The following is a 23,252-nucleotide window of genomic DNA, read 5'->3' on the forward strand; positions in this document are numbered from 1 at the left end:
CTTCACCTAGCCTGTCTTGAGCGACAGTCGAAAGGTTCGCAATGACTAAAAAAATGAAAATCACCAAACAACAACTTTTCAAACGTCAAACTACTTTATCAGAAATTGGTGAAGAAGGACAACAAAGACTGCAAAATGCAAAAGTTTTGATAGTCGGTTGTGGCGGATTAGGTAGTCCGGTTGCAGTGTATTTAGCTTCCAGCGGAGTTGGAGAATTACACTTGGTTGATTTTGATACGGTTGATATTACTAATTTGCATCGTCAAGTTTTTTATTCTTTAGATGATGTTGGCAAACCAAAAGCTGAAGTTTTAACCAATTTCATAAAACAAAGAGCTCCTTTTACAAAAGTTAGCTACACCAACTCTCCTATTAATAAAGAGAATGTTTTAAAACTCATTTCGGATTACGACATTGTTGTGGATGGAACTGACTCACTTCCCACAAAATATTTAGTAAACGATGCTTGTGTTTTAACAAACAAACCTTTAGTTTATGGTTCATTGTACAAGTTTGATGGTTATGTAGCTACATTCAACGCACTACAAAAAGACGGAACCAGAAGTACCAACTTACGAGATGCTTTTCCAACCATGGCAACTGATATTCCTAATTGTTCAGCAACTGGAACGTTAAATGCTATTGTTGGACTTATTGCTACACAACAAGTAAACGAGGTTTTAAAACTCATTACCGAAGTTGGAAAACCTCTAACTAATGAATTGTTGATTTATAATTCCTTACAGAACTCTCAATTAAAAATGAAGTTGAAACCTACAATTTCAAAAAATGAAATTCAGCAAATATTTGAAAAAGAAACGTATTTTGATGTTGGTTGCGAAGTTCAAAACCCGGAGTGGTTAATTTCTCCTGAAGAATTAAAAAATCAACTCCATCAAGTTGAAATTATTTGCGTTTTAGAAAATTTGCAACTCCCTTTTTCTAACTATAAAACCATTCCTACTAAAAATTTGTTGAACTCAGGATTTCATCCAAAAGAAAATACAACATACGTTATGGTTTGTGCACAGGGTATTACAAGTTATCAAGCTACCAAACTTTTAAAAGAAAAATATAAAACTCTAAAAGTTTACAGCTTAATTGGCGGAGTTACTGGTTTTTTAAATTCATAATGATCAATTCCCATTGTTGACCACCCGATTCATACCTTGTTAGTTCTTCAAAACCCACTGCTTTATGCGCATTAGATGACCGGATATTTAAGGCATCAACTTCTGTAATAATTGCGTCATACTTGTCACTAACTTCCTCTGCCATTTTAGTATACAAACCTCTAAAAATTCCTTTCTTTCTATAATTTTTATCAATACATATTTGTCCCATTACCATATAATCAACATTAGTATCTAAAAAACTATCAATTATAGTAAACATAGGAACCAAAACAGGAATCATCTTTTTAAAACTCTTGTGCATGCAAAGTGCATAACCAACAACCTTATCATTACTTACAGCAATAATATGAGGTTGAATGGCATTCATTTTTTTTAAAACACCTAAAGTATGCTCTACCGTAAGGAAACCCTGCTCTTTTTGCTCTTCTTCGGAAATATTTTTTGGTAAATTTTGTTGTTGCAAACTCAGAATTTGCTGTAACTCGGTAATAGTATCGGCTGTTTTATAAGAAATCATTGTGTAAAAGTTTGATTTCTATAAAAATAAAAAAACCTCAGCAAAAAAACTGAGGTTTTGTACCAAAGGTGGGACTGTATCTTCAAAATTGAAAAACCATAATTAATTGATTTTCAATCGTTATATTTTTATTAATATACCCAAATATAGTCTTTTTTGACACAATTTTGACACGTGTTTCGGCTATTTTTAGCATAACTGCTATTTTATTTTATTTTTATTCATTACTTTCTATAATATTTTGTACTCATCGTACTCATAGTAAAATAAAAGAGATAATAATATAATAATCAATAAATTAAGGTGAGTATGTTTTGTGAGTACATTTTGAGTACGATTTTTTGTGAATACATTTTGTACTCAATTTTTGAGTACAAAAAAAGTGACAAATAAATTTGTCACTTAAAACACATGATTATTTCTATCAATTGAAATACATCTTCATTAAGTATATAAAATAAAAATGCCCCGAAGAAAGTCGAGGCTACTTAAATGTTTTCACAACGGAATAATCCTTATTGTGAATTGATTTCAAAATTGTAATTGCAATATACATATTTTAAAATTAATAAGTTACGGTTTACCGCATACATAATAATTTTATTTTCTTTATTTTTAATTCATTAATCTAGTTAGTAGTTATAGTGAACAATTGCTAACCTTCCTCTTATAAAAAAATTAATACAAGTTTATCTTGTGCTATATAATACAAAAAAATAAAATGGCTAAAAAAATTTTAGGCTTAGACCTAGGTACAAATTCTATTGGGTGGGCGTTCATACAGCAAGATTTCAATAAAAAAGAAGGGAAAATAAACGGATTAGGATGTAGAATTATACCAATGTCGCAAGATATTTTGGATAATTTTGGAAAAGGCCAATCACATTCACAAACAGCAGACAGAACAAGTTATAGAGGAGTACGACGTTTGTATCAACGTGATAATTTAAGACGAGAGCGATTACATCGTGTTTTAAATATTCTTGATTTTTTACCCAAGCATTATAAACAAAATATAGATTTTGATAAAAAATTAGGACAATTTAAAAAAGAAGTAAAATTTAACTACCAAAAAAACAAAGAAGGTAAGTTTGATTTCTTATTTATGGATTCGTTTAACGAAATGGTAGATGAATTTAAAATTGCCCAACCACAATTATTTTATAAAAAAGGAAACGGTACAGAAACTAAAATCCCATTAGATTGGACAATTTATTACTTGCGAAAAAAAGCCTTGTCTAAAAAAATAAGTAAGCAAGAATTAGCTTGGATTTTACTCAATTTCAATCAAAAAAGAGGGTATTATCAATTAAGGGGTGAAGAAGAGGATAATCTTGAAGGTAAAACAAAAACCTTTGAAACTTTAAAAATAGATAAAGTTGAAGATTCGGGAGAGACTATAAAAGGTAAAGGAGAAAAACTGTATGATATTTATTTTGACAATGGATGGAAATATGACAAGCAAACTACAACTCCAAAAAATTGGTTAAATAAAACGAAAGAATTTATTGTAACAACTTCTACTTTAAAAAATAATTCTATTAAAAGAACTTTTAAAACAGTAGATTCTGAAAAAGATTGGATTGCCATAAAAAAGAAAACCGAACAAGATGTAAATAAGTCAGGTAAGACTGTTGGCGAATATATTTATGAAACTTTATTAGCAAACCCTACTCAAAAAATTAGAGGAAAACTTATTAAAACAATTGAGCGTAAGTTTTATAAAAAAGAATTACGAGCTATACTTAAAAAACAAATCGAGTTACACTCTGAATTACAAGACCGAAAATTATATAACACCTGTATTCAAAATTTATATTCAAAAAACAAAGCGCATCGTAACAATATAAAAGATAAAGGATTTGACTATCTTTTTTTAGATGATATTATTTTTTATCAACGCCCTTTAAAAAGTAAAAAATCAACAATTGCTATTTGTCAATATGAAACACGAACCTTTTTTAAAGAAAATACCGAAACAGGTAAAAAGGAAAAAACTATAAAAGCGTTAAAAGCTATTCCAAAATCGCATCCGTTGTTTATTGAATTTCGTTTATGGCAGTTTTTACACAACTTAAAAATTTATCATAAACAAGATAAAAATAATATTGATATTACTTCAAAATGTATTCAAAATGAAGAAGAATGGTGCGATTTGTTCGATTTTTTAATTGATAAAAAGGAAATTGAACAAAAGGAAATTATCGACTATTTAATCAAGAAAAACAGATTAGAAAAAAAGTTAAAAGAAGAATATCGTTGGAATTATGTAGAAGATAGAAAAATGCCTATAAATGAAACCAAGGCACAATTTATTTCGTGTTTTAAGAAAGTTGAAGGTTTTGATTTAAGTAGATTGACGATTAGTTTTCAGCTACAACTATGGCATATTATTTATTCCGTAAAAGACAAAAACGAATTTGACGAAGCACTTAAAACTTTTGCTAATAAAAATAACATTGATGAAGCAACTTTTGTAGAACATTTTAAAAAAATTCCATCTTATAAATCGGAATACGGAGCATATTCGGTAAAAGCTATTAAAAAACTATTACCATTATTACGAATAGGACGTTACTGGAATGAAAATGATATTCCAGAAGATGTAAAACATCGAATTAAAAAAATTATTGAACGCATACAGCATTTACAACTTAATGAAGAACAAAAAATTACTGACACCACATTAAAAGAAGCTATTGCTTTGGTAGCAGATGATGAAATTCCTTCGCAATTCATTAAAAGTTTTTTAAAGTTTAAAGATAAAAACCCGTTAAAAGGTTTAAATACCTATCAAGCTTGTTATGCTGTCTATGAGCGACATTCTGAAGTAAGCGAAATTACACAATGGAAAACTTCAGCAGATATTACTGCCTATTTAAAAAAGTTTAAACAGCATAGTTTGCGTAATCCGATAGTAGAGCAAGTTGTAACTGAAACTTTACGAACGGTTAGAGATATTTGGAATTATTATGGTGATGGGGCTACACGTTTTTTCGATGAAATTCATGTAGAATTAGGTAGAGATATGAAAAACTCTGCCGATAAGCGTAAAAAAATAGCCAATAGAAACAGTGAAAATGAACGCACAAATCAGCGAATAAAAGAACTGTTAAAAGAATTAAAATCAGAATATACAAACGAAGATATTCGCCCGTATTCTCCAAGTCATCAAGAAATTTTAAAAATTTATGAAGAAGGTGTTTATCAAAACCCAGAAGTAGCATATAATACCGTGAGCGAAGACGATATTCAAAAAATAAGAAAAAACAATTCGCCTACAAAATCAGAAATTACACGGTACAAATTATGGCTAGAGCAAGGGTATATTTCGCCTTATACAGGAAAAATTATTCCGTTGAGCAGATTATTTTCATCAGAATATCAAATAGAGCATATTATACCGCAATCACGTTATTTTGATGATTCCTTAAATAATAAGGTTATTTGTGAAAGTGAAATAAATCCATTTCCATATAAAGGAAATCAACTTGCTTATAATTTTATTACTTCTCAAGGAGGGACTTTGGTGCAATCTAGCTTTGGAAAAGAACCAATACCAATTTTAAAATTAAAAGAATACGAAGCTCATTGTAGTAAATATTTCAAAAAAAATAGAACTAAACTTAAAAACTTATTGAGTGAAGATATTCCTGAAGGATTTATCGAACGACAAATAAACGACAGTCGTTATATAGCAAAAGTTGTAAAAAGTTTATTAAGCAATATTGTACGAGAAGAAGGAGAACGAGAATCTACTTCTAAAAATTTATTGCCAACACCAGGAGCTGTTACCAATAGGTTAAAGCAAAACTGGGGGCTAAATGACAAGTGGAATGAGCTTATTGCACCACGTTTTAAACGTTTAAATGAAATAACAAATTCTGACCATTTTGGAGAATGGGACGAAAAAATAAACGCTTTTAGAACAAAAGTACCTGATGAAATTGCCAAAAACGGATTTAGTAAAAAGCGTATAGACCATCGTCATCACGCCTTAGATGCTCTGGTTATTGCCTGTACAACTCAAGACCACACAAATTATTTACACGCATTAGAAGCTGAAAAAGAAAATTTTAGTTTACGAGATAAATTACTAATAAAAAGCAAAGAAGGGGATTATACAAAACATTTTCAATTACCGTGGCAAAGTTTTCCTTTTGATGCCAAAAATCAATTAGAAAAAACAATTGTTAGTTTTAAGCAGAATTTACGAGTTATTAATAAAACCAATAATAAAACGTGGCAGTGGAAAAAGCAAAAAGATGGTAATTATAAAAAAGAGTTGGTAAAACAAACTAAAGGGAAAAATTGGGCAATTCGAAAAGCACTACATAAAGAAACGATATCTGGAAGTGTAAAAATTAAAAAAGTAAAAAAAGGATTAAGTAGTTTAACATCTTATATAGAAAAAACAGATTTAATTGTTGATAAGCAAATTAAGCAGAAAATTAAAAGTTTACATACATTATTTGATAAAGATGTAAAGAAGATTAAAAAGCACTTAAAAGATAATCCGTTAGAAATTAATGGAAAAAAAGTAGAAAAAATACAAGTATATGAATGGACAAAAGGAGCAACAGCAACAAGAACTGCTTTATCTGATAGGTTTACAAGAAAACAATTAGAAGCGGTTACCGATAGTGGTATTCGTAAAATTTTAGAAAATCATCTAAAAAATTATATAGATGAAAACGGAAAAGAGCAATTCGATATCGCTTTTAATCCAGAAGGAGTTGAAAAATTAAATAAAAATATAGTTGCACTAAATAATGGCAAAAAACATCAACCAATTTATAAAGTGAGATTGTATGAAGTAGGTAGTAAATTTGCTATTTCTGACAATGAAAACAATCCAAAATCAACCAAATACGTTGAAGCAGCTAAAGGAACAAATTTATTCTTTGCTATTTATTGGAATAAAGAACAGCAAAAACGCATGTATGAAACCATTCCTTTAAATGAAGTAATTCAACACCAAAAAACAGTTACTCATATCCCCAAAAAAGAACGTACGCCAATACAACCAAAAGCTGAGTTAGGGACATTTAAGTTTACATTGTCACCTAACGATTTAGTCTATGTTCCAACAAAAGAAGAAATTGAAAATTCTTCTCAAATAGATTTAAAAACCCCTACCAGAGAACAAATTAACAATATTTATAAAATGGTGAGTAGTTCTGGTAATCAGTGTTTCTTTATTAAAAATGAAGTTGCAAAAGTTATAGCTAACAAGCTTGAATATTCATCTTTAAATAAAATGGAAAAAGACATTCAGGGTATTATGATAAAATCAGTTTGTTGGAAACTTGAAACCGACAGATTAGGAAATATTATAGAAATTATTAAATAAAAAATTAATGCTCATTGTTAAAGATGAGCATTTTTTTTGATTAGAACTTATGTTAAAACGAACGATCTACATAGGTAATTCTACTTACTTAAAACTAAAACAAAATCAATTGGTAGTAGAGTGTGCCGAGACCAAAGAAAAAAAAGGAACAGTACCTATTGAAGATATGGCGTTGTTGCTACTCGACCATCATCAAATTATCATTTCTACCCAATTAATTAACCGATTAATGGGAAATAATGTGGCAATAATTCATTGCGATAATCACCATTTACCAAACGGTTTAATGCTTCCAATGATAGGTCATTCCGAACTTACCGAACGCTGGCGTGAACAATTAAACGCTACTGTTCCATTAAAAAAACAACTGTGGAAACAAACCGTTGCGGTAAAAATTAGTAATCAAAAACAATTATTAAAGAATAATGGTCAACCCACTGAAGCAATGAATTCTTATTTAGAAAAACTAACTTCTGGAGATGAAACTAATATGGAAGGAAAAGCCGCCAACCACTACTGGAAATATATTTTAACCGATTTTCAACGCAAACGTTTTGGTACTGCTCCTAATAATTTTTTAAATTTTGGATATGCAGTTTTACGAAGCATTGTAGCACGTGCTTTGGTAACTAGTGGTTTGTTGCCTGCACAAGGTATTTTTCATAGAAATAAGTATAATCCGTATTGTTTGGCAGATGATATTATGGAGCCTTACAGACCTTTTGTAGATAAATTGGTGTTGTCTTTTATAGAAGAATATCCAATGGAAGAAGAACTTACAAAAACTGCAAAATCATATTTATTAAAAATAGTAACGGAAGATGTTGAAATAGATGGAAAAGTTCGTCCGCTTTTAGTAGCGGTAACCACTACAACAGCAAGTTTATATAAGTGTTTTACAGGAGAACGTAGAACAATTTTATATCCGAAAATAATTTTTTAAAGTGATTTTTACTGAATAACAAAAATGAATCAAAATAGATATAATGCGTATAGAATTATGTGGGTAATAGTACTTTTTGATTTACCAACGGAAACAAAAACTGAGCGGAAAGCAGCAAATCTGTTTCGGAAAAAGTTAATTGATGATGGGTTTACTATGTTTCAATTTTCAATATATATGCGACATTGCCCAAGTAGAGAAAATAGTAAGGTGCATATAAAACGAGTAAAGAGTTTATTACCTAAATATGGTAAAGTTTGTATTTTTGAACTTACTGATAAACAGTTTGGGAATATGGAATTATTTCATGGTAGAAAAGAAATAGAAAAGCCCAAAGCCTCTCAACAGCTGGAATTGTTTTGATTTTTTAATCCTATAAAATGTAAAACCTCCATTAAATAGGAGGCTTTTAAAGATTTACGTTGCGATTGCTCACGTAAAAATACAATTTGAAATCAATTCACAACGCTTTTGCTTAAATTATTATTGATTCCAGTGTTGCGATTGCTCACGTAAAAATACAATTTGAAATCAATTCACAACATTTATAATTAATTGTGCTTCTCGCACTGTGTTGCGATTGCTCACGTAAAAATACAATTTGAAATCAATTCACAACCCAACCGTATACGTTGTACAAAAAGAATTGGTTGCGATTGCTCACGTAAAAATACAATTTGAAATCAATTCACAACAACATCATAACAATTTACTTCATCTTCTTTGTTGCGATTGCTCACGTAAAAATACAATTTGAAATCAATTCACAACACTGAAACGGTACATACGCACGCAAAAAATGTTGCGATTGCTCACGTAAAAATACAATTTGAAATCAATTCACAACTTAATCCTACGACTAACATTTTGCATATCAGTTGCGATTGCTCACGTAAAAATACAATTTGAAATCAATTCACAACACATGGTTTTGTATGGTTATGCGCTCGTTTGTTGCGATTGCTCACGTAAAAATACAATTTGAAATCAATTCACAACTAGTTTTTGATAAGGACAATTTACCGACTGGTTGCGATTGCTCACGTAAAAATACAATTTGAAATCAATTCACAACAGTACTTACGTGAAAAAAGAAAAAAATAATGTTGCGATTGCTCACGTAAAAATACAATTTGAAATCAATTCACAACGTGCTAAATAGCAATAAATGCGTCTTGGTTGTTGCGATTGCTCACGTAAAAATACAATTTGAAATCAATTCACAACGCCTTCTTCATGAAAAAGATGGTTAAACAAGTTGCGATTGCTCACGTAAAAATACAATTTGAAATCAATTCACAACTCCAACACACATCCATTTTTGGTTCAACATGTTGCGATTGCTCACGTAAAAATACAATTTGAAATCAATTCACAACGGACAGGAATCGCTAAAGCGAAGAAGAAGGGTTGCGATTGCTCACGTAAAAATACAATTTGAAATCAATTCACAACTCTCGCATCATCTTCTTTCATTTTCTCTAAGTTGCGATTGCTCACGTAAAAATACAATTTGAAATCAATTCACAACTAATTATGATTTAATTTCGGATTATGGGAAGTTGCGATTGCTCACGTAAAAATACAATTTGAAATCAATTCACAACGAAGTCAGGAGCTTGGTATTCTTATAAAGGGTTGCGATTGCTCACGTAAAAATACAATTTGAAATCAATTCACAACTTAGAGAAGCCGTTTTTTTTAACACAGATGGTTGCGATTGCTCACGTAAAAATACAATTTGAAATCAATTCACAACTATGTAATTAAAAAACAATAACAATGAAAAGTTGCGATTGCTCACGTAAAAATACAATTTGAAATCAATTCACAACTAAAAAACATTATGAGGGTATTAGCAGAGTGTTGCGATTGCTCACGTAAAAATACAATTTGAAATCAATTCACAACTGTTGAGTCAAAATCAACAAATGTTAGCTAGTTGCGATTGCTCACGTAAAAATACAATTTGAAATCAATCAATTAAAAAAGTATTGACCTCGTGAAGCTTCTCCGCGATTGTTTATACCGCTGCTGTGTATCTGGTCAATACTTCAATTAAAAAAATTATAAAAATAAATATTATTACCTATTTTGTTTCTATGCCTTTGTGTAACAAAAGCCTTGAACTACATCGACTTGCAAGGTGACTATTGGCTCTTGCGTAGTTTAAGACGTTTTTTTGTGAACAAGAATTTCTCTTTTCAGACTTTAAAAAAGAAAATCCCTTATTTCGTTACTATCCGCTCCAATTGCGGTAAGTCAGACAAATAAAGGACAATGCAAATATAATGCTTAAAATGCAATTGCGTTTTGCGCTGGTTATCTTTTTTCTAAATTATATTTTGTTGCTTTATTTTATTCTATTTTTACTTATTTTGAGTATAAAAACATACTCAGAGTACATTTTTTGACTCTTCTATTTTTTTGTATTCACTTGCCATACTCAGTTTAATTACCATTAAATCAATTTATTATATCGTTTTTTATACTTGAGTACAAAGAGTATAATTTTTTCCAAAAAGATATTCGTAACAAAACCAAAAGTAGAAATCTACATTTTTACTGTTGCGTTAAAATTGCATTTTTTTGCGTAGTAATTTATGTGTAATCAACTTTTATTTTGACAAATATTTTTATGTTTCATCGTTTTTTGAGTGTTTTTATATTTAAATGAGTACAAAAAATATACTCAGAGTACATTTTATAACCCTCTCTAAATTTTTATACTCACTAGTTCTACTCACCTTAACTGCCATAATATCAATTTGTTATTTTATTTTTTTGAGCTTGAGTACAAAAAGTACGATTTTTCTCAAAAAGATATTCGTAACAAAACTAAAAGTAGAAATCTGCATTTTTTACTGTTGCGTCAAAAGTTGCGTTTCTTTGCGTATATGTTTCAGTCATTTTTAAATCATGGTGTCTTGCTTGATTACGAACTTTAATAGATGGAACACCACTATTTAATAAATCAGTAATTCCTGTATCTTTTAAAGAATACCATTGATATTTTTTTTGCACTTTATAAATATTTCTAAATTTTGTCCATTCATCAGAAATTTTTTTCGGAGGCAATTTTGTTTCTCCTGCTTCAAAATTATTTCTAGAGAATAAATAATCATTCTGTTTTGCGTTTTCTAAATGTTTTTGAAGCAAAGGAAGTAATGCGTTAGGAATTGTAACATTATCAGTTTTCTTATTTTTTGAATTTTCACCAGAAATAGTAATAAACCCTTCTTTTAAATTAACATCGCTTACTTTTAGTTTTGTCAATTCTGTTCTTCTGATAAAACAATAATAAGTGCACATACACAATACATAATAATGGAAGTTTGCGCGTTTCAATTCTTTTAACTTCTCTTTTTCTTTATCACGCAATACTTCACGCAATTTTTGCTGTTGCGGTTTTGGTTTAATCAATTCAGCAGGGTTTTGTTTTATATAACCCTTTGCTCTACACCAAATAAAGAAAGTATTTATAAATTGAAGATAGTTATTATAAGTTCTTGGACTGTATTTTTTTTCTAAGTATAAATAATCTAAAAAAGCATGAACAAAGGTGTTATCAATTTCTAATATAAATTTTACAGTTAGTTTTTTTTCTTTTATAAACTCATTCAGTTTTTTAAGATATGATCTATATCCGTTTAAACTAACTTGACGTTTTATTCCATCCTTAACTTCTTTCTCTTGAACAAGTAAAAAGTTTTCCACACATTCTTCAAAGGATTTGTATTGAACATTTTTTTCTTCATAAAATGGAGGCCAACCGCTTTCTAACTTGCTGTTAATAGCTACCACCATTTTTTTGGCATAGCGTAATCTTTCTGTTTTACTATTGATTTGTGGTACGCGCATTCTAAAACGCTTAAACTCATCCTTTGCAGGGACTTTAGCGTAATAAACAATAATCCAGTCTTTGTTTTGGCGTAGTTCCGCAGGTTTGTAGTCTACAAATATTAACGCGGAAGTAGAATTTTTAAGTTTAGACATTTTTTTTATTTCCCATCAATTTCAACGAATTGAAAGGCAATAATTAAATGACTCAATTTTGACACAGCTTTTCACAGTACAAACCCATAAAAAGCTGTGTTTGTGTTGTTTAAACACATTTAGTACCAAAGGTGGGACTCGAACCCACACGTTCTTGCGAACATCGGATTTTGAATCCGACGTGTCTACCAATTCCACCACTTTGGCATTTTTATTGGAGATGCAAATCTAAATAATTTTTCTTTTAATTCTCTTAAAAAATCACTTTAATACTCATTAAAATAATCATACTTTTGCTGTTAACAACAACACAATCTAAATTTACTTTTTAATGTCTACTAAAACATTATCACCCAAGATCTTTGCTTGCTCACAAAGCACAGAGCTTGCAGAAAAAATAGCAGAAAAATACGGCGTTAAACTTGGAAACGTTAAAACTACACACTTTAGCGATGGCGAATTTCAACCTGCTTTTGAAGAATCTGTAAGAGGAAGACGCGTTTTTATTATTGGTTCTACCTTTCCTTCTTCAGATAATTTAATGGAAATGTTATTAATGTGTGATGCAGCTAAACGTGCCTCTGCGCGCCATATTACAGCGGTTATGCCTTATTTTGGTTGGGCGCGTCAAGATAGAAAAGACAAACCAAGAGTTGCTATTGGCGCAAAATTAGTAGCCAACTTATTACAAGCTGCTGGTGCTACCAGAATCATGACCATGGATTTACATGCGGATCAAATTCAAGGTTTCTTTGAAAAACCGGTAGATCATTTATTCGCTTCAACCATATTTTTACCATATGTAAAAGAGTTGAATTTAGATAATTTAACAGTAGCTTCTCCAGATATGGGAGGTTCAAAAAGAGCGTATGCTTATTCAAAATATTTAGAAAGTGAAGTAGTAATTTGTTACAAGCAACGCAAAAAAGCCAATGTAATTGACCATATGGAATTGATTGGTGATGTAAAAGGTAAAAACGTGATTTTGGTAGATGATATGATCGATACTGGAGGAACGTTAACCAAAGCTGCAGATTTAATGATGGAACGCGGAGCGTTATCCGTTAGAGCAATTTGTACTCACCCTATTTTATCTGGTGATGCGTATGAAAAAATTGAAAATTCTAAATTAACAGAGCTAATTGTTTCAGACACAATTCCTTTAAAAAAGCAAATATCTAAAATAAAAGTTGTATCTTGCGCCGCTTTATTCGCTGATGTGATGCATAAAGTTCAGTCAAATACATCAATTAGCGATCAGTTTTTAATGTAGTTTCGGCTACGACTCAACTACCAAAGTGGTTGGTTGAGATAATATTTTAATTAATAAAAAAGTAATGAAATCAATTACAATCAAAGGATCTCAAAGAGAAAGCGTGGGCAAAAAGTCAACAAAAGCCTTACGTAATGCTGGAAAGGTTCCTTGCGTATTATACGGAGGAGATAAACCTGTACACTTTTCAGCTGAAGAATTAGCGTTCAAGAAATTAGTGTATACTCCAAATGTATATACTGCAAAGATTGACGTTGAAGGAACAACATACAATGCTGTTTTACAAGACATTCAATTTCACCCAGTAAGTGATAAAATTTTACACGTAGATTTTTATCAATTATTTGAAGACAAAGCAATTACTATGGAAATTCCTGTTAAATTAGTAGGAAAATCTAAAGGGGTTGCTATTGGTGGTGCTTTACGTCACAACTTACGTAAACTTAAGGTTAAAGCATTACCCGCTAAATTACCAGATTTTATCAATGCAGATATTACTGAGTTAGAAATTGGTAACAAACTATACGTTACTGCTTTACAGAATGATGAATATACAATCTTACACCCAGATAACACTGTGGTTGCTCAAGTACGTATGTCTCGTAATGCTGCAAAAGCGGCTGCTGATGCTGAAAAGTAATTATACAAAATAAATACTTCAAAAGCGTTACCCTGTGTAACGCTTTTTTTATTTTTGAAAGATGGATTACCTCTTCTTTTTAAAACAACTTTTTAGAAAAAAAACAGAAACGCAACAAGAACTAATGAAAAAATTCTTAATTGTAGGTTTAGGAAATATTGGTGAAAAATATAGTAACACCCGACATAATATAGGTTTTAAAATTGTTGATGCTTTGGTTAAAGAATATAACGAGAGCTTTGAAACCGAAAAATTAGGAGATATTGCTAAATTAAAAGTAAAAGGAAAAACAGTGGTTGTTTTAAAGCCTAATACGTACATGAATTTAAGTGGTAAAGCGGTTAAGTATTGGATGCAAAAAGAAAATATTGCTGTGGAAAACACTTTAATTATTACAGATGATTTGAATATAGATTTTGGAACGATCAGAATCAAATCAAAAGGAAGTGCTGGTGGACACAACGGATTAAAAGACATTCAAGAAAAATTGAATTCAGGCACCTACCCAAGATTTCGTTTCGGCGTGGGATCAGATTATCGAAAAGGTGCTCAGGTAGATTTTGTGTTGGGTGAATGGGATAAAGAAGAAGAAAGCGCACTAATTGAACGCGTTCCTACCTCTGTTAAAGCCATTGAATCTTTTATCAATGCAGGTTTAGCAAACACCATGAATGAATTTAACGGGAAGTAAAGTTACTTCTATTTTATTCCAAGAATTTTATTAAAACTTCTTAATTCACAACGATAAAACTCACAAATTCTTTCTTTTAATTTTCTCATTAATAAATATTTTGATACTTATTAGTAGCCTAAAAGATAAATTTGTTACATATTAATTATCTGAAGCATACCACTCTGCAAAACTGGTATCGGTTTCTTGAAGTTTGATGGAGTGTAATTGGATATGTTGTGGTAAACGGTTTTTAATTTTTTCAGCAAAATCAATCACCATCATCTCACTGGTAGGTTGATAATCAACCAGAATTACATGATGTCCTCTATCTTTCAATTCTTTGGCTAACTCAATATGAGGTGTATTTTTATTGAACACCGTAGCGTGGTCAAATACATCAACTATTTCTTCTTTTACTATCTTCTTTAAATCACCAAAATCAATTACCATTCCATACTTCACGTTTGAAGTATCAGAAATAGGCTGTCCAATCACAGTTACCGATAGTTTGTAACTGTGTCCGTGTACATTTTTACACTTACCGTCGTAACCGTAAAGTGCATGACCAGTTTCAAAATTGAATTGTTTTGTGATGCGTATTTTACTCATTATCTTTTAAACTTCTTATTGTTTCTATATTTATTAAAAAAATAAATAACTGCTACTAATAACGCTAAAACAGCGAAAAAAGAATTTCCCATTTTATTAACTTTTTAATTATTCGCCGAAAGTACGAATTTGTTTGAGAACTTTAGTAACTCCCCTAACTAACAACAACAAAAAAAAGATTGCTAAAACTCCAGAAATTATAGGATTGTGGGCTATCCATATTCCTGTTTCAAAACCTGCTTTGTAAGCCTTTGAATCTTCTATATTTTGTACTAATAACATTTTCATAATAATTTTTCAAAGCATACACTATCTTTAACTCCTGTGTATTGCCCATAATTTTCTATAACTTTATAATCATTCTTTTTGTAAAGCCCGATAGCTTCTACTTGTCGAATCCCCGTTTCTAAAACAGCTCTTTTATACGACAATTCTATCGCCCATTTTTCTAATTCTGCCAATATTAAAGAAGCTATTCCTTTTCCTCTGGCTTCTATTGTAGTAAACATTCGTTTTACCTCAACTGTAAATCCATCGTATTGTTTAATAGCACCACAACCAACAGGTTTATCATCAAGATAGGCAACAATTACATGTTTGATTGTATCAAGTTTATTGAACTGATCATAAAAAGCATGATCTTCTCCATCAGAAACAGCAAGAAATTGGTCTAACTTCTTCACCAATGTTACAAAATCTTTGTTATTAGAATTTGTTCGGATTAATTGTATCACTATTTAAATTTTTCTAATGCGTTTTTGGTAAATTCAGAAAGCACTAATTTTCCTGAAGTTTCAGCTCTTTCAATTAATAGTTTTTCCCAATGTTCCGTTCCTAACCACAATGCTTTTTTCATTTCATGCAATGCTTCAGGGTTGTATGAAGCTAATTTCTCGGCTAAAATTTCAACTTCCTTATCTAGTTCTGTAATATTTTCAAAAACTCGTGCATACAATCCTTTTTCTTTTGCCCAATACGCATTTTTCCAACTGGTAGCATCTAAGGTTAATTCTGCTAAACCACTCACTCCAACTTTACGCTCAACAGCAGGTGCAATTACAAACGGACCAATACCAATGGTTAATTCTGACAACTTAATGGAAGCTGCTTCGGTTGCTAACACATAATCGCAAGCCGCTGCTAATCCAACACCTCCACCTACTATTTTTCCTTGCACACGCCCAATGATCAGTTTAGAGCATCTACGCATAGCGTTAATCACATTGGCAAACCCTGAAAAGAATGCTTTTCCGTCTTCTAAATTATCAATAGCTACCAATTCATCAAAAGAAGCTCCAGCACAAAATGCACGCTCACCTTCTGATTTTAGAACTATTACAGAAACCGCATCGTTCACTGAAAGTTTATCAAACTCTTTAGCTAATCGATCTAACAATTCACTTGGAAACGAATTACTTGCCGGATGACCAAATTCTATCGTTGCTATGTTGTTTTCAAATTGAGTATATAAGCTTCCGTTAGGTCTGGTTGTAGTCATGAAATTGGGTTTTTATCAAAATTACGTTTTTTGAGCAAGCGGTAAAAACTTTCTTCGGAATTTAAAGATCAACGGAATTCCTCTTATAATGATCCATGCAAAAAAAGCAATCCATATAGCGGAGAGTTGATACCCTAATGTATCAAACAATAACAAAACCGGGATAAAGACCACAAAAGTTGCTATTAACAACAAGTTTCTTAAAAATTTCATTTCTCCTAACCCTTTGAAAATTCCATCATAAATAAAAGAGACAGCACAAAAAGGTTGCATAAGAAGGATAATCCAAAAAACTTGATCAAAGGCTTGTAACACTTCGGTTTCTTGTGTAAAAATTCTTCCAATAGCTTCATAAAACACAAATCCAACCAGAGCCATAAAAACACCCATCACTATTCCATAAATTATAAGTTGGTTTCCAAGTTTTAACAAAGTGCTATACTCTTTTCCTCCTAAAAATTTACCTGCTAAGATATTTCCTGCGGAAGAATATCCATCAATCATAAAAGCACCTATCAACCATAAGTTTATACCAATGGTATAGGCCGCTATATATTCTTTTCCATAGGAAGTTGCGTATGATGTAGCAAAGTACAAGGCTGAATTCAAAGCTAGAGTTCTTATAAACAGATTTAACACCATGCTCACAAAACGCGGAATTTCCTTATTAAATGGCAATTGAAATTTAAGAGAAATGGCTGTTTTCCTAAGCAGTAAATACACAGCAATTAAAGCCATAACTACCTGCGCAATAACACTTGCATACGCCGCTCCTTCAATATTCATTGCAGGAATAAAACCTTCAACTCCATAAACTAGAATAACATCAAAAATTATATTGATAAACGTTCCTATAATGGCTATAATCATAGGGTAAAACGTGTTTTGCAAACCTCTAAACGTTCCAAAAACTGCAATGGTGAATAATGTAAACGGAAAACCAAAAGCTCTAATTTTATAATACACTACTGAATATTCTAAAATCAATCCTTCAGCATTATACAATTGAAAAATTGCTTTAGCAAACGGATAGGTTAACCCTAAAATGATAAAACTGGCAGAAACAATAATTAGAATTGCTTGTGCGGGTAAATTTTTAACTTCTTCTAATTTTCCTGCTCCTAAATATTGCGAAACAATTGCTGATATTCCGCTACGAGTTTGCCCAAATACCCAAATTAACATCGATAAAAATGCACCAACAATACCAATTGCTCCTAAACTTTCAGTAGCATTTTGATCGATATTCCCCACAATAGCTAAATCGGTTGTGGAAAGTAGTGGTTCTGCAACCCCAGAAATTAACGCAGGAATTGCCAACTTGTTAATATGTTTAAAACTAATATCCATATAGTTAGCAAATTTGCTAATTTTACCAAACCTAGCCTAATCATTCTTATTAACTTTTATTTAATAAGAAATTAAAATAATCATAGTATTTTTGGGTGTTTTTTTAATCCCTCATTCTATAAAAAAAATTGTAAATTTTTATTAAGTATGGAAGACATCATTTCTGAGATAGAAAACGATCAAGAATATTTAGACTTACAAAAGGAATTAGTTTTATTACAAAAGTGGATTATTAAAAATGATAAACGTTTACTACTTATTTTTGAAGGTAGAGATAGTGCCGGAAAAACAGGTACCGTAAAAAGGTTTACTCAATATATAAATCCAAAACATTACAAAGTAATAGCATTAGAAAAACCTACCGATGTTGAACAAAAACAATGGTATTTTCAACGTTACTTACATCACTTACCAGATGCTGGAGAAATTACTCTTTTTGACAGGAGTTGGTATAATCGTGCTTTAGTAGAGCCTGTTATGGGTTTTTGTACAGATGAGCAATATCATCTTTTTATGAATCAAGTTAATGATGTTGAAAAAATGTTAGTTGATGACGGTATTCATATTATAAAATTTTGGTTTACTATAGATAAAGAAGAACAAAAAGAGCGTTTAGATGAACGTAGCTCAAGTCTTCTTACAAGCTGGAAGATAAGTCCGGTTGACTTAAAAGCACAAGCAAAATGGGAAGAATATACCCAATATAAAAAAAAGATGTTTAGCGTTACCGGAACAAAAAAAGCTCCTTGGATTGTTATTGAAGGAAATCATAAAAAAAGTGCTCGTTTAGAAGCTATGCGTTACGTTTTAAATCTTTTTGATTATGATGAAAAAGGTGTTACAGGCGTTTCTTTAACCCCTGATAAAGACATTTATAAAATTGTTTCTAGTTAGTTTATTAATATCCTGTTCATTTAACAAGTTTCGTCAAGTTTAGTAGAATTAACATTTTATTTGTCCACTATTTTCAATAATAACTTCTGAGAACAACTCCTAAATCCTCCATTAAATTATCCAACTCAAATGTCATTTTTTTTATTTCTTCTTTACTTTCAGTTAAATTTTGAGAAAATAAACACTTAGCCATTTGTTCAATCAACTTCTTTAATTTCTCTCTTAATTCATTATTATCAACCCTTTCAATCATAAATGACAATTCACGAAATGAGTCAGCTAAACTATTATCTAACTCTGTACTTAAATCTGCATGATTCCACTTATTAGTCTCTTTAAAATAACTTAAATCTTCAATATGTGCTTTACCAATTAACCTCATGTTTTTAGAGATTTTTTCTTGAATTTTTAAAAGATTATCTCTCTGAAACTCTCGAAAAAGTTCTCTCCTTCTATTTAATTCCAAATTAGACTGAATCCTATTTGAATTTTTATTATTTATAAATGTGGTCAAAATACTAGTTGATGCTCCTAAAATTGCCCCTATAAAACCCCAAACTTCTGGATTCATACTTTATTCGGTTTATAAATTAATTTTACACTACTTCTTCACCAACATTCGTTTAATTTCATTCAATTTCATCAATGCTTCAATAGGTGTTAGTGTATCAATATTGGTAGATAAAATCTCTTCTCGAATATCTTCTAATAACGGGTCATCTAACTGAAAAAAGCTCATTTGCATTTCTTGATGCTGTGTGTCTTTCAAAACTTCTTTCACTTCTTTATGCGAATGCGATGCTTCTAACTCCTTCAAAATTTTATTAGCTCTATGAATTACCATACTTGGCATTCCTGCTAATTTAGCCACATGAATTCCGAAGCTATGATTACTACCACCACTGACTAATTTTCTCAAGAAAATAATACTATCGTCCAACTCTTTTACCGAAACGTTGAAGTTTTTAATACGTTCAAAGGTTGAGGTCATTTCATTCAACTCATGGTAATGCGTAGCAAATAAGGTTTTTGCTTTTGCTGGGTGTTCGTGTAAATATTCTGCAATAGCCCAAGCGATGGAAATTCCGTCATAGGTAGAAGTTCCGCGTCCGATTTCATCTAGCAACACTAAACTTCTGTCAGAAATATTATTCAAAATAGAAGCTGTTTCATTCATTTCTACCATAAACGTAGATTCTCCCATCGAAATATTGTCACTAGCACCAACACGCGTAAAAATCTTATCAACAATACCAATGCGAGCGTTTTGAGCAGGAACATAACTTCCCATTTGTGCTAACAAAACTATTAAAGCAGTTTGACGCAAAATGGCCGATTTACCCGACATATTCGGACCCGTAATCATGATTATTTGTTGCTGATTATTATTCAACACAACATCATTGGCAATATATTCTTCTCCTATCGGAAGTTGCTTTTCAATTACAGGGTGACGTCCATTTTTAATTTCAAGATCGGTGCTTTTATCAATTATTGGACGCACATAATCATGTGCCATAGCCAATTCCGCAAATGACAATAAACAATCAACCTTAGCAATAATTTGAGCATTTTGTTGCACTTGGTGTACAAAACCAATGATATACTGAACCAATTTGCCAAAAACCTCCACTTCTAATACCTGAATTTTCTCTTCAGCGCCTAAAATTTTGGTTTCGTATTCTTTTAATTCTTCAGTAATATATCGTTCTGCATTGACCAACGTCTGCTTGCGAATCCACTCTTCCGGAACTTTATCTTTATGCGTGTTTCGTACTTCAATATAGTATCCAAAAACGTTGTTAAAGGCTATTTTTAAACTCGGAATTCCGGTTCTTTCGGTTTCTCGAGCCAACATATTATCTAAATATTCCTTTCCGGAATTAGCAATGCTTCTCAATTCATCCAATTCAACTGAAACTCCATCAGCAATCGCATTTCCTTTATTTATGTTTACCGGAGCATCCTCAAATAACGTTTGGTTGATTTTCTCAATTAAAACCTCACAGGTATGAATTTGATTTCCTAATTCTTTAACGGCAGCATTTTTACTTTTTTCTGCGGAAGTTTTTATGGGTAAAATTGCTTTTAGTGAGTTTTTTAATAGCACCACTTCACGCGGAGAAACTTTTCCGGTAGCAACTTTTGAAATCAAACGTTCAATGTCAGAAACTTGTTTTAACTGATATGAAACTGTTTCGAAAAAATCTTCATTATCAATTAAAAACTTTACCAATTCATGTCGTTGCTGAATTTGCTCAATATCTTTTAACGGCAAAGCCAACCAACGTTTTAACAAACGCCCTCCCATTGGCGAAATGGTTTTGTCAATGACATCTAACAACGAAACTGAGTTTACCGAATTTCCTCCATACAGCTCCAAATTCTTTACCGTAAATCGATCCATCCACACATAATTATCTTCAGCAATTCTGCTAATTTGTTGGATGTGTTCCAATTTGTTATGCTGAGTTTCCGACAGATAATACAGCACTGCACCACCCGCTACAATACCGTGTTCTAATTCTTCAACTCCAAAACCTTTTAGGTTTTTTACTTTAAAATGGTTGATAAGGTTTTCATAACCATAATCTTTTTGAAAAACCCAATCGTCTAAATAAAAAGTGTGGAAACGATTGGTAAACAGCTCTAAAAACTGCTGTTTGTATTTTTTCTCTACCAACACTTCACTCGGCGCAAAGTTTTGCAAGAGCTTATCTATGTATTCTTCATTTCCCTGAGCCACTAAAAACTCTCCGGTAGAAACATCTAAAAATGAAATTCCGAGTGCTTTTTTACCAAAATGAACGGCCGCTAAAAAGTTATTAGACTTTGAGTTCAGCACCTCATCATTCAAAGCCACCCCGGGCGTAACCAATTCTGTAACACCACGTTTTACAATGGTTTTAGTCATTTTCGGATCTTCCAGCTGATCACAAATTGCTACTCGATGCCCCGCTTTTACTAACTTAGGTAAGTACGTATTTAACGAGTGATGCGGAAAACCAGCCAACGCAGTTTCGCTTTCACTACCATTGCCCCTTTTAGTTAACACAATTCCTAAAACATCGGCTGCTTTAATAGCATCTTCACCAAAGGTTTCGTAAAAATCACCCACTCGAAACAGCAACATCGCATCAGGATATTTTGCTTTGATTCCGTTGTATTGTTGCATCAGTGGAGTTACCTTTTTTGCCTTTGTTTTTGCCAAGTTTATGGATTTTTTAAGTTAGTTTTGCGAAGATATGAAAAGTGTTATGGTTGTTAAATAATTCATTTAATTATTTGATGAACAGATTGCTTCCTTTTAGTCGCAATGACGTGAAAAATTAGTCATTACGAGGAAGTATGACGAAGTAATCTTACCATAATTATTTAAAGACTACTCAAACATGAGAAAACTAAAAAACAGCGAATTAGGAAGATTAAGTGTTGATGAGTTTAAGCAAACCGAAAAAACACCGTTACTTGTGGTGTTAGATAATGTACGAAGCTTAAACAATGTAGGCTCGGTTTTTAGAACTTCAGATGCTTTTTTAATTGAAAAAATTTATCTCTGCGGAATTACCGCTACTCCCCCCAATAAAGAAATTCATAAAACCGCTTTAGGCGCTACCGAATCGGTGGATTGGGAATATGTTGAAGACACGTTGACTTTGGTTGAAAAACTAAAAAAAGAGAACGTAAAAGTACTTTCTATTGAGCAGGCTGAAAATTCAACAATGCTAAATGAGTTTGAGCCTAAAGAAAACCAAACATACGCTGTGGTTTTTGGTAATGAAGTTAAAGGTGTGCAACAATCCGTGGTTTCTGCTTCGGATAGCTGTATTGAAATACCGCAATTAGGCACCAAACATTCCTTAAATATTTCCGTGAGTTGTGGTGTGGTATTATGGGATTTGTTTGCTAAAATGAGAAAATAAAAAATTGTCATTACAAGAGAGAGGAACAAACGAAGTAATCTCTTTATTGAAAACTTATAAAAAGCAGATTGCTTCGCTATGCTCGCAATGACGTAAAAAAAATATAATTCTTGAAAAATAAAAACACTCTAAATAATCGTCTTTACGAGGAGTGAAACGACGAAGTAATCTCTTTATTAAAAACCCCAAATCTAAAGATTGCTTCATTTCATTCGCAATGGCTAGTATTATTAAATACCATCACAAAATTTAAAAAGTAATGTTAAAATATTTTGTGTTACCAAGTAAAAACGTACTTTTAGGAAAAATATAATTTATTAATCCTAAATTTTGTGAAAATGGAAAATACATACACATTTGAAGAATTAGCAATGGTTTTAAGCCCTGACGGGGTAGATGACAACACTGGTGGATCTGGTGGTGGTGATGGAGGTACTGATGGTGGTG

18 protein-coding genes, 1 tRNA gene and 1 CRISPR repeat array are annotated in these 23,252 nt (G+C 31.5%); of the genes, 9 read left to right on the forward strand and 10 right to left on the reverse strand.

Features of this window, described 5'->3' with window-relative positions; translation table 11 throughout:
* Positions 1-53 precede the first annotated feature (53 nt).
* Positions 54-1,133, forward strand: a complete 1,080-nt coding sequence (locus SLH33_RS06135) for a HesA/MoeB/ThiF family protein (RefSeq protein WP_320418202.1) — start codon at positions 54-56, stop codon at positions 1,131-1,133.
* On the opposite strand, the gene SLH33_RS06140 is transcribed toward SLH33_RS06135, so the two are convergent.
* Positions 1,111-1,653 carry a GNAT family N-acetyltransferase gene (locus SLH33_RS06140; protein WP_320418203.1) on the reverse strand — a complete coding sequence of 181 codons (543 nt, stop codon included), beginning with the start codon at positions 1,651-1,653 and terminating at the stop codon, positions 1,111-1,113. The two genes, SLH33_RS06135 and SLH33_RS06140, sit on opposite strands and share 23 nt — an antisense overlap.
* A 721-nt stretch (positions 1,654-2,374) precedes the next feature.
* On the opposite strand from SLH33_RS06140, the gene cas9 reads away from it, so the two are divergent.
* Genes cas9 through cas2 form a run of 3 tightly spaced genes read left to right on the forward strand, consistent with a single transcriptional unit; the run spans position 2,375 to position 8,312 of the window.
* The gene (gene cas9, locus SLH33_RS06145; RefSeq protein ID WP_320418204.1) at positions 2,375-7,006 is read left to right on the forward strand and encodes a type II CRISPR RNA-guided endonuclease Cas9; all 4,632 of its coding nucleotides are present in this window, start codon (positions 2,375-2,377) and stop codon (positions 7,004-7,006) included.
* Between the two features lie 49 nt (positions 7,007-7,055).
* Complete coding sequence (gene cas1 / locus SLH33_RS06150; protein ID WP_320418205.1) at positions 7,056-7,949, forward strand: type II CRISPR-associated endonuclease Cas1; 894 nt, start codon at positions 7,056-7,058, stop codon at positions 7,947-7,949.
* 24 nt (positions 7,950-7,973) lie between these two features.
* Entirely contained in the window at positions 7,974-8,312 is a 339-nt protein-coding gene (cas2, locus tag SLH33_RS06155) for a CRISPR-associated endonuclease Cas2 (protein ID WP_320418206.1), read from the forward strand.
* A 58-nt stretch (positions 8,313-8,370) separates the two neighbouring features.
* A CRISPR array of direct repeats spans positions 8,371-9,936; the repeat unit is 46 nt; unit sequence GTTGCGATTGCTCACGTAAAAATACAATTTGAAATCAATTCACAAC.
* Positions 9,937-10,787: 851 nt separating this feature from the next.
* On the opposite strand, the gene SLH33_RS06160 is transcribed toward cas2, so the two are convergent.
* Complete coding sequence (locus SLH33_RS06160) at positions 10,788-11,945, reverse strand: tyrosine-type recombinase/integrase (protein ID WP_320418207.1); 1,158 nt, start codon at positions 11,943-11,945, stop codon at positions 10,788-10,790.
* A gap of 123 nt (positions 11,946-12,068) precedes the next feature.
* Positions 12,069-12,152 (reverse strand) — tRNA-Leu (locus tag SLH33_RS06165).
* A gap of 124 nt (positions 12,153-12,276) precedes the next feature.
* Here SLH33_RS06165 and SLH33_RS06170 point away from each other — a divergent pair.
* The 3 genes from SLH33_RS06170 to pth all read left to right on the forward strand — a co-directional run bounded on the left by SLH33_RS06170 (position 12,277) and on the right by pth (position 14,549).
* Positions 12,277-13,218 carry a ribose-phosphate pyrophosphokinase gene (locus tag SLH33_RS06170; RefSeq protein ID WP_320418208.1) on the forward strand — a complete coding sequence of 314 codons (942 nt, stop codon included), beginning with the start codon at positions 12,277-12,279 and terminating at the stop codon, positions 13,216-13,218.
* A gap of 64 nt (positions 13,219-13,282) precedes the next feature.
* Positions 13,283-13,858, forward strand: coding sequence for a 50S ribosomal protein L25/general stress protein Ctc (locus SLH33_RS06175; protein WP_320418209.1), 576 nt, complete (start codon positions 13,283-13,285; stop codon positions 13,856-13,858).
* A gap of 124 nt (positions 13,859-13,982) precedes the next feature.
* Positions 13,983-14,549, forward strand: a complete 567-nt coding sequence (gene pth, locus SLH33_RS06180) for an aminoacyl-tRNA hydrolase (protein ID WP_320418210.1) — start codon at positions 13,983-13,985, stop codon at positions 14,547-14,549.
* A gap of 141 nt (positions 14,550-14,690) precedes the next feature.
* Here pth and SLH33_RS06185 read toward each other — a convergent pair whose 3' ends face one another.
* The 5 genes from SLH33_RS06185 to SLH33_RS06205 form a co-directional block, all read right to left on the reverse strand.
* The gene (locus tag SLH33_RS06185; RefSeq protein ID WP_320418211.1) at positions 14,691-15,140 is read right to left on the reverse strand and encodes a 6-carboxytetrahydropterin synthase; all 450 of its coding nucleotides are present in this window, start codon (positions 15,138-15,140) and stop codon (positions 14,691-14,693) included.
* 108 nt (positions 15,141-15,248) lie between these two features.
* Positions 15,249-15,422 carry a hypothetical protein gene (locus SLH33_RS06190; protein WP_320418212.1) on the reverse strand — a complete coding sequence of 58 codons (174 nt, stop codon included), beginning with the start codon at positions 15,420-15,422 and terminating at the stop codon, positions 15,249-15,251.
* Between the two features lie 2 nt (positions 15,423-15,424).
* The gene (locus SLH33_RS06195; RefSeq protein WP_320418213.1) at positions 15,425-15,874 is read right to left on the reverse strand and encodes a GNAT family N-acetyltransferase; all 450 of its coding nucleotides are present in this window, start codon (positions 15,872-15,874) and stop codon (positions 15,425-15,427) included.
* Positions 15,874-16,638, reverse strand: coding sequence for an enoyl-CoA hydratase/isomerase family protein (locus SLH33_RS06200; protein WP_320418214.1), 765 nt, complete (start codon positions 16,636-16,638; stop codon positions 15,874-15,876). The genes SLH33_RS06195 and SLH33_RS06200 overlap by 1 nt, the downstream gene beginning before the upstream one ends.
* Before the next feature lie 21 nt (positions 16,639-16,659).
* Entirely contained in the window at positions 16,660-17,988 is a 1,329-nt protein-coding gene (locus tag SLH33_RS06205; RefSeq protein WP_320418215.1) for an MATE family efflux transporter, read from the reverse strand.
* Between the two features lie 147 nt (positions 17,989-18,135).
* On the opposite strand from SLH33_RS06205, the gene ppk2 reads away from it, so the two are divergent.
* Positions 18,136-18,882 (forward strand): polyphosphate kinase 2, encoded by a 747-nt coding sequence (gene ppk2 / locus SLH33_RS06210; RefSeq protein ID WP_320418216.1) that lies wholly within the window; start codon positions 18,136-18,138, stop codon positions 18,880-18,882.
* 73 nt (positions 18,883-18,955) lie between these two features.
* Here the strand turns inward: ppk2 and SLH33_RS06215 are convergent, their stop codons facing one another.
* A complete protein-coding gene (locus SLH33_RS06215) occupies positions 18,956-19,453 on the reverse strand; it encodes a hypothetical protein (RefSeq protein WP_320418217.1) in 498 nt (165 codons plus the stop codon).
* Positions 19,454-19,483: 30 nt separating this feature from the next.
* On the reverse strand, positions 19,484-22,093 hold the full coding sequence (gene mutS / locus SLH33_RS06220) for a DNA mismatch repair protein MutS (protein ID WP_320418218.1): 2,610 nt from the start codon (positions 22,091-22,093) through the stop codon (positions 19,484-19,486).
* 181 nt (positions 22,094-22,274) lie between these two features.
* Between mutS and SLH33_RS06225 the strand changes: the two genes are divergently transcribed.
* Positions 22,275-22,805, forward strand: a complete 531-nt coding sequence (locus tag SLH33_RS06225; protein WP_320418219.1) for an RNA methyltransferase — start codon at positions 22,275-22,277, stop codon at positions 22,803-22,805.
* Positions 22,806-23,252: the final 447 nt, after the last annotated feature.

The organism is Tenacibaculum sp. IB213877 (genome assembly GCF_034043975.1).
In the GTDB taxonomy this organism is placed as follows: domain Bacteria; phylum Bacteroidota; class Bacteroidia; order Flavobacteriales; family Flavobacteriaceae; genus Polaribacter.

Bases quoted from the DNA above. Each gene is read 5' to 3' on its own strand.
- SLH33_RS06190 (WP_320418212.1), bottom strand. From the start codon at position 15,422: ATGTTATTAGTACAAAATATAGAAGATTCAAAGGCTTACAAAGCAGGT.
- ppk2 (WP_320418216.1), top strand. From the start codon at position 18,136: ATGGAAGACATCATTTCTGAGATAGAAAACGATCAAGAATATTTAGAC.
- SLH33_RS06185 (WP_320418211.1), bottom strand. From the start codon at position 15,140: ATGAGTAAAATACGCATCACAAAACAATTCAATTTTGAAACTGGTCAT.
- SLH33_RS06160 (WP_320418207.1), bottom strand. From the start codon at position 11,945: ATGTCTAAACTTAAAAATTCTACTTCCGCGTTAATATTTGTAGACTAC.
- SLH33_RS06215 (WP_320418217.1), bottom strand. From the start codon at position 19,453: ATGAATCCAGAAGTTTGGGGTTTTATAGGGGCAATTTTAGGAGCATCA.
- SLH33_RS06170 (WP_320418208.1), top strand. From the start codon at position 12,277: ATGTCTACTAAAACATTATCACCCAAGATCTTTGCTTGCTCACAAAGC.
- SLH33_RS06225 (WP_320418219.1), top strand. From the start codon at position 22,275: ATGAGAAAACTAAAAAACAGCGAATTAGGAAGATTAAGTGTTGATGAG.
- SLH33_RS06200 (WP_320418214.1), bottom strand. From the start codon at position 16,638: ATGACTACAACCAGACCTAACGGAAGCTTATATACTCAATTTGAAAAC.
- SLH33_RS06135 (WP_320418202.1), top strand. From the start codon at position 54: ATGAAAATCACCAAACAACAACTTTTCAAACGTCAAACTACTTTATCA.
- SLH33_RS06205 (WP_320418215.1), bottom strand. From the start codon at position 17,988: ATGGATATTAGTTTTAAACATATTAACAAGTTGGCAATTCCTGCGTTA.
- cas2 (WP_320418206.1), top strand. From the start codon at position 7,974: ATGAATCAAAATAGATATAATGCGTATAGAATTATGTGGGTAATAGTA.
- SLH33_RS06175 (WP_320418209.1), top strand. From the start codon at position 13,283: ATGAAATCAATTACAATCAAAGGATCTCAAAGAGAAAGCGTGGGCAAA.
- cas1 (WP_320418205.1), top strand. From the start codon at position 7,056: ATGTTAAAACGAACGATCTACATAGGTAATTCTACTTACTTAAAACTA.
- pth (WP_320418210.1), top strand. From the start codon at position 13,983: ATGAAAAAATTCTTAATTGTAGGTTTAGGAAATATTGGTGAAAAATAT.
- SLH33_RS06140 (WP_320418203.1), bottom strand. From the start codon at position 1,653: ATGATTTCTTATAAAACAGCCGATACTATTACCGAGTTACAGCAAATT.
- cas9 (WP_320418204.1), top strand. From the start codon at position 2,375: ATGGCTAAAAAAATTTTAGGCTTAGACCTAGGTACAAATTCTATTGGG.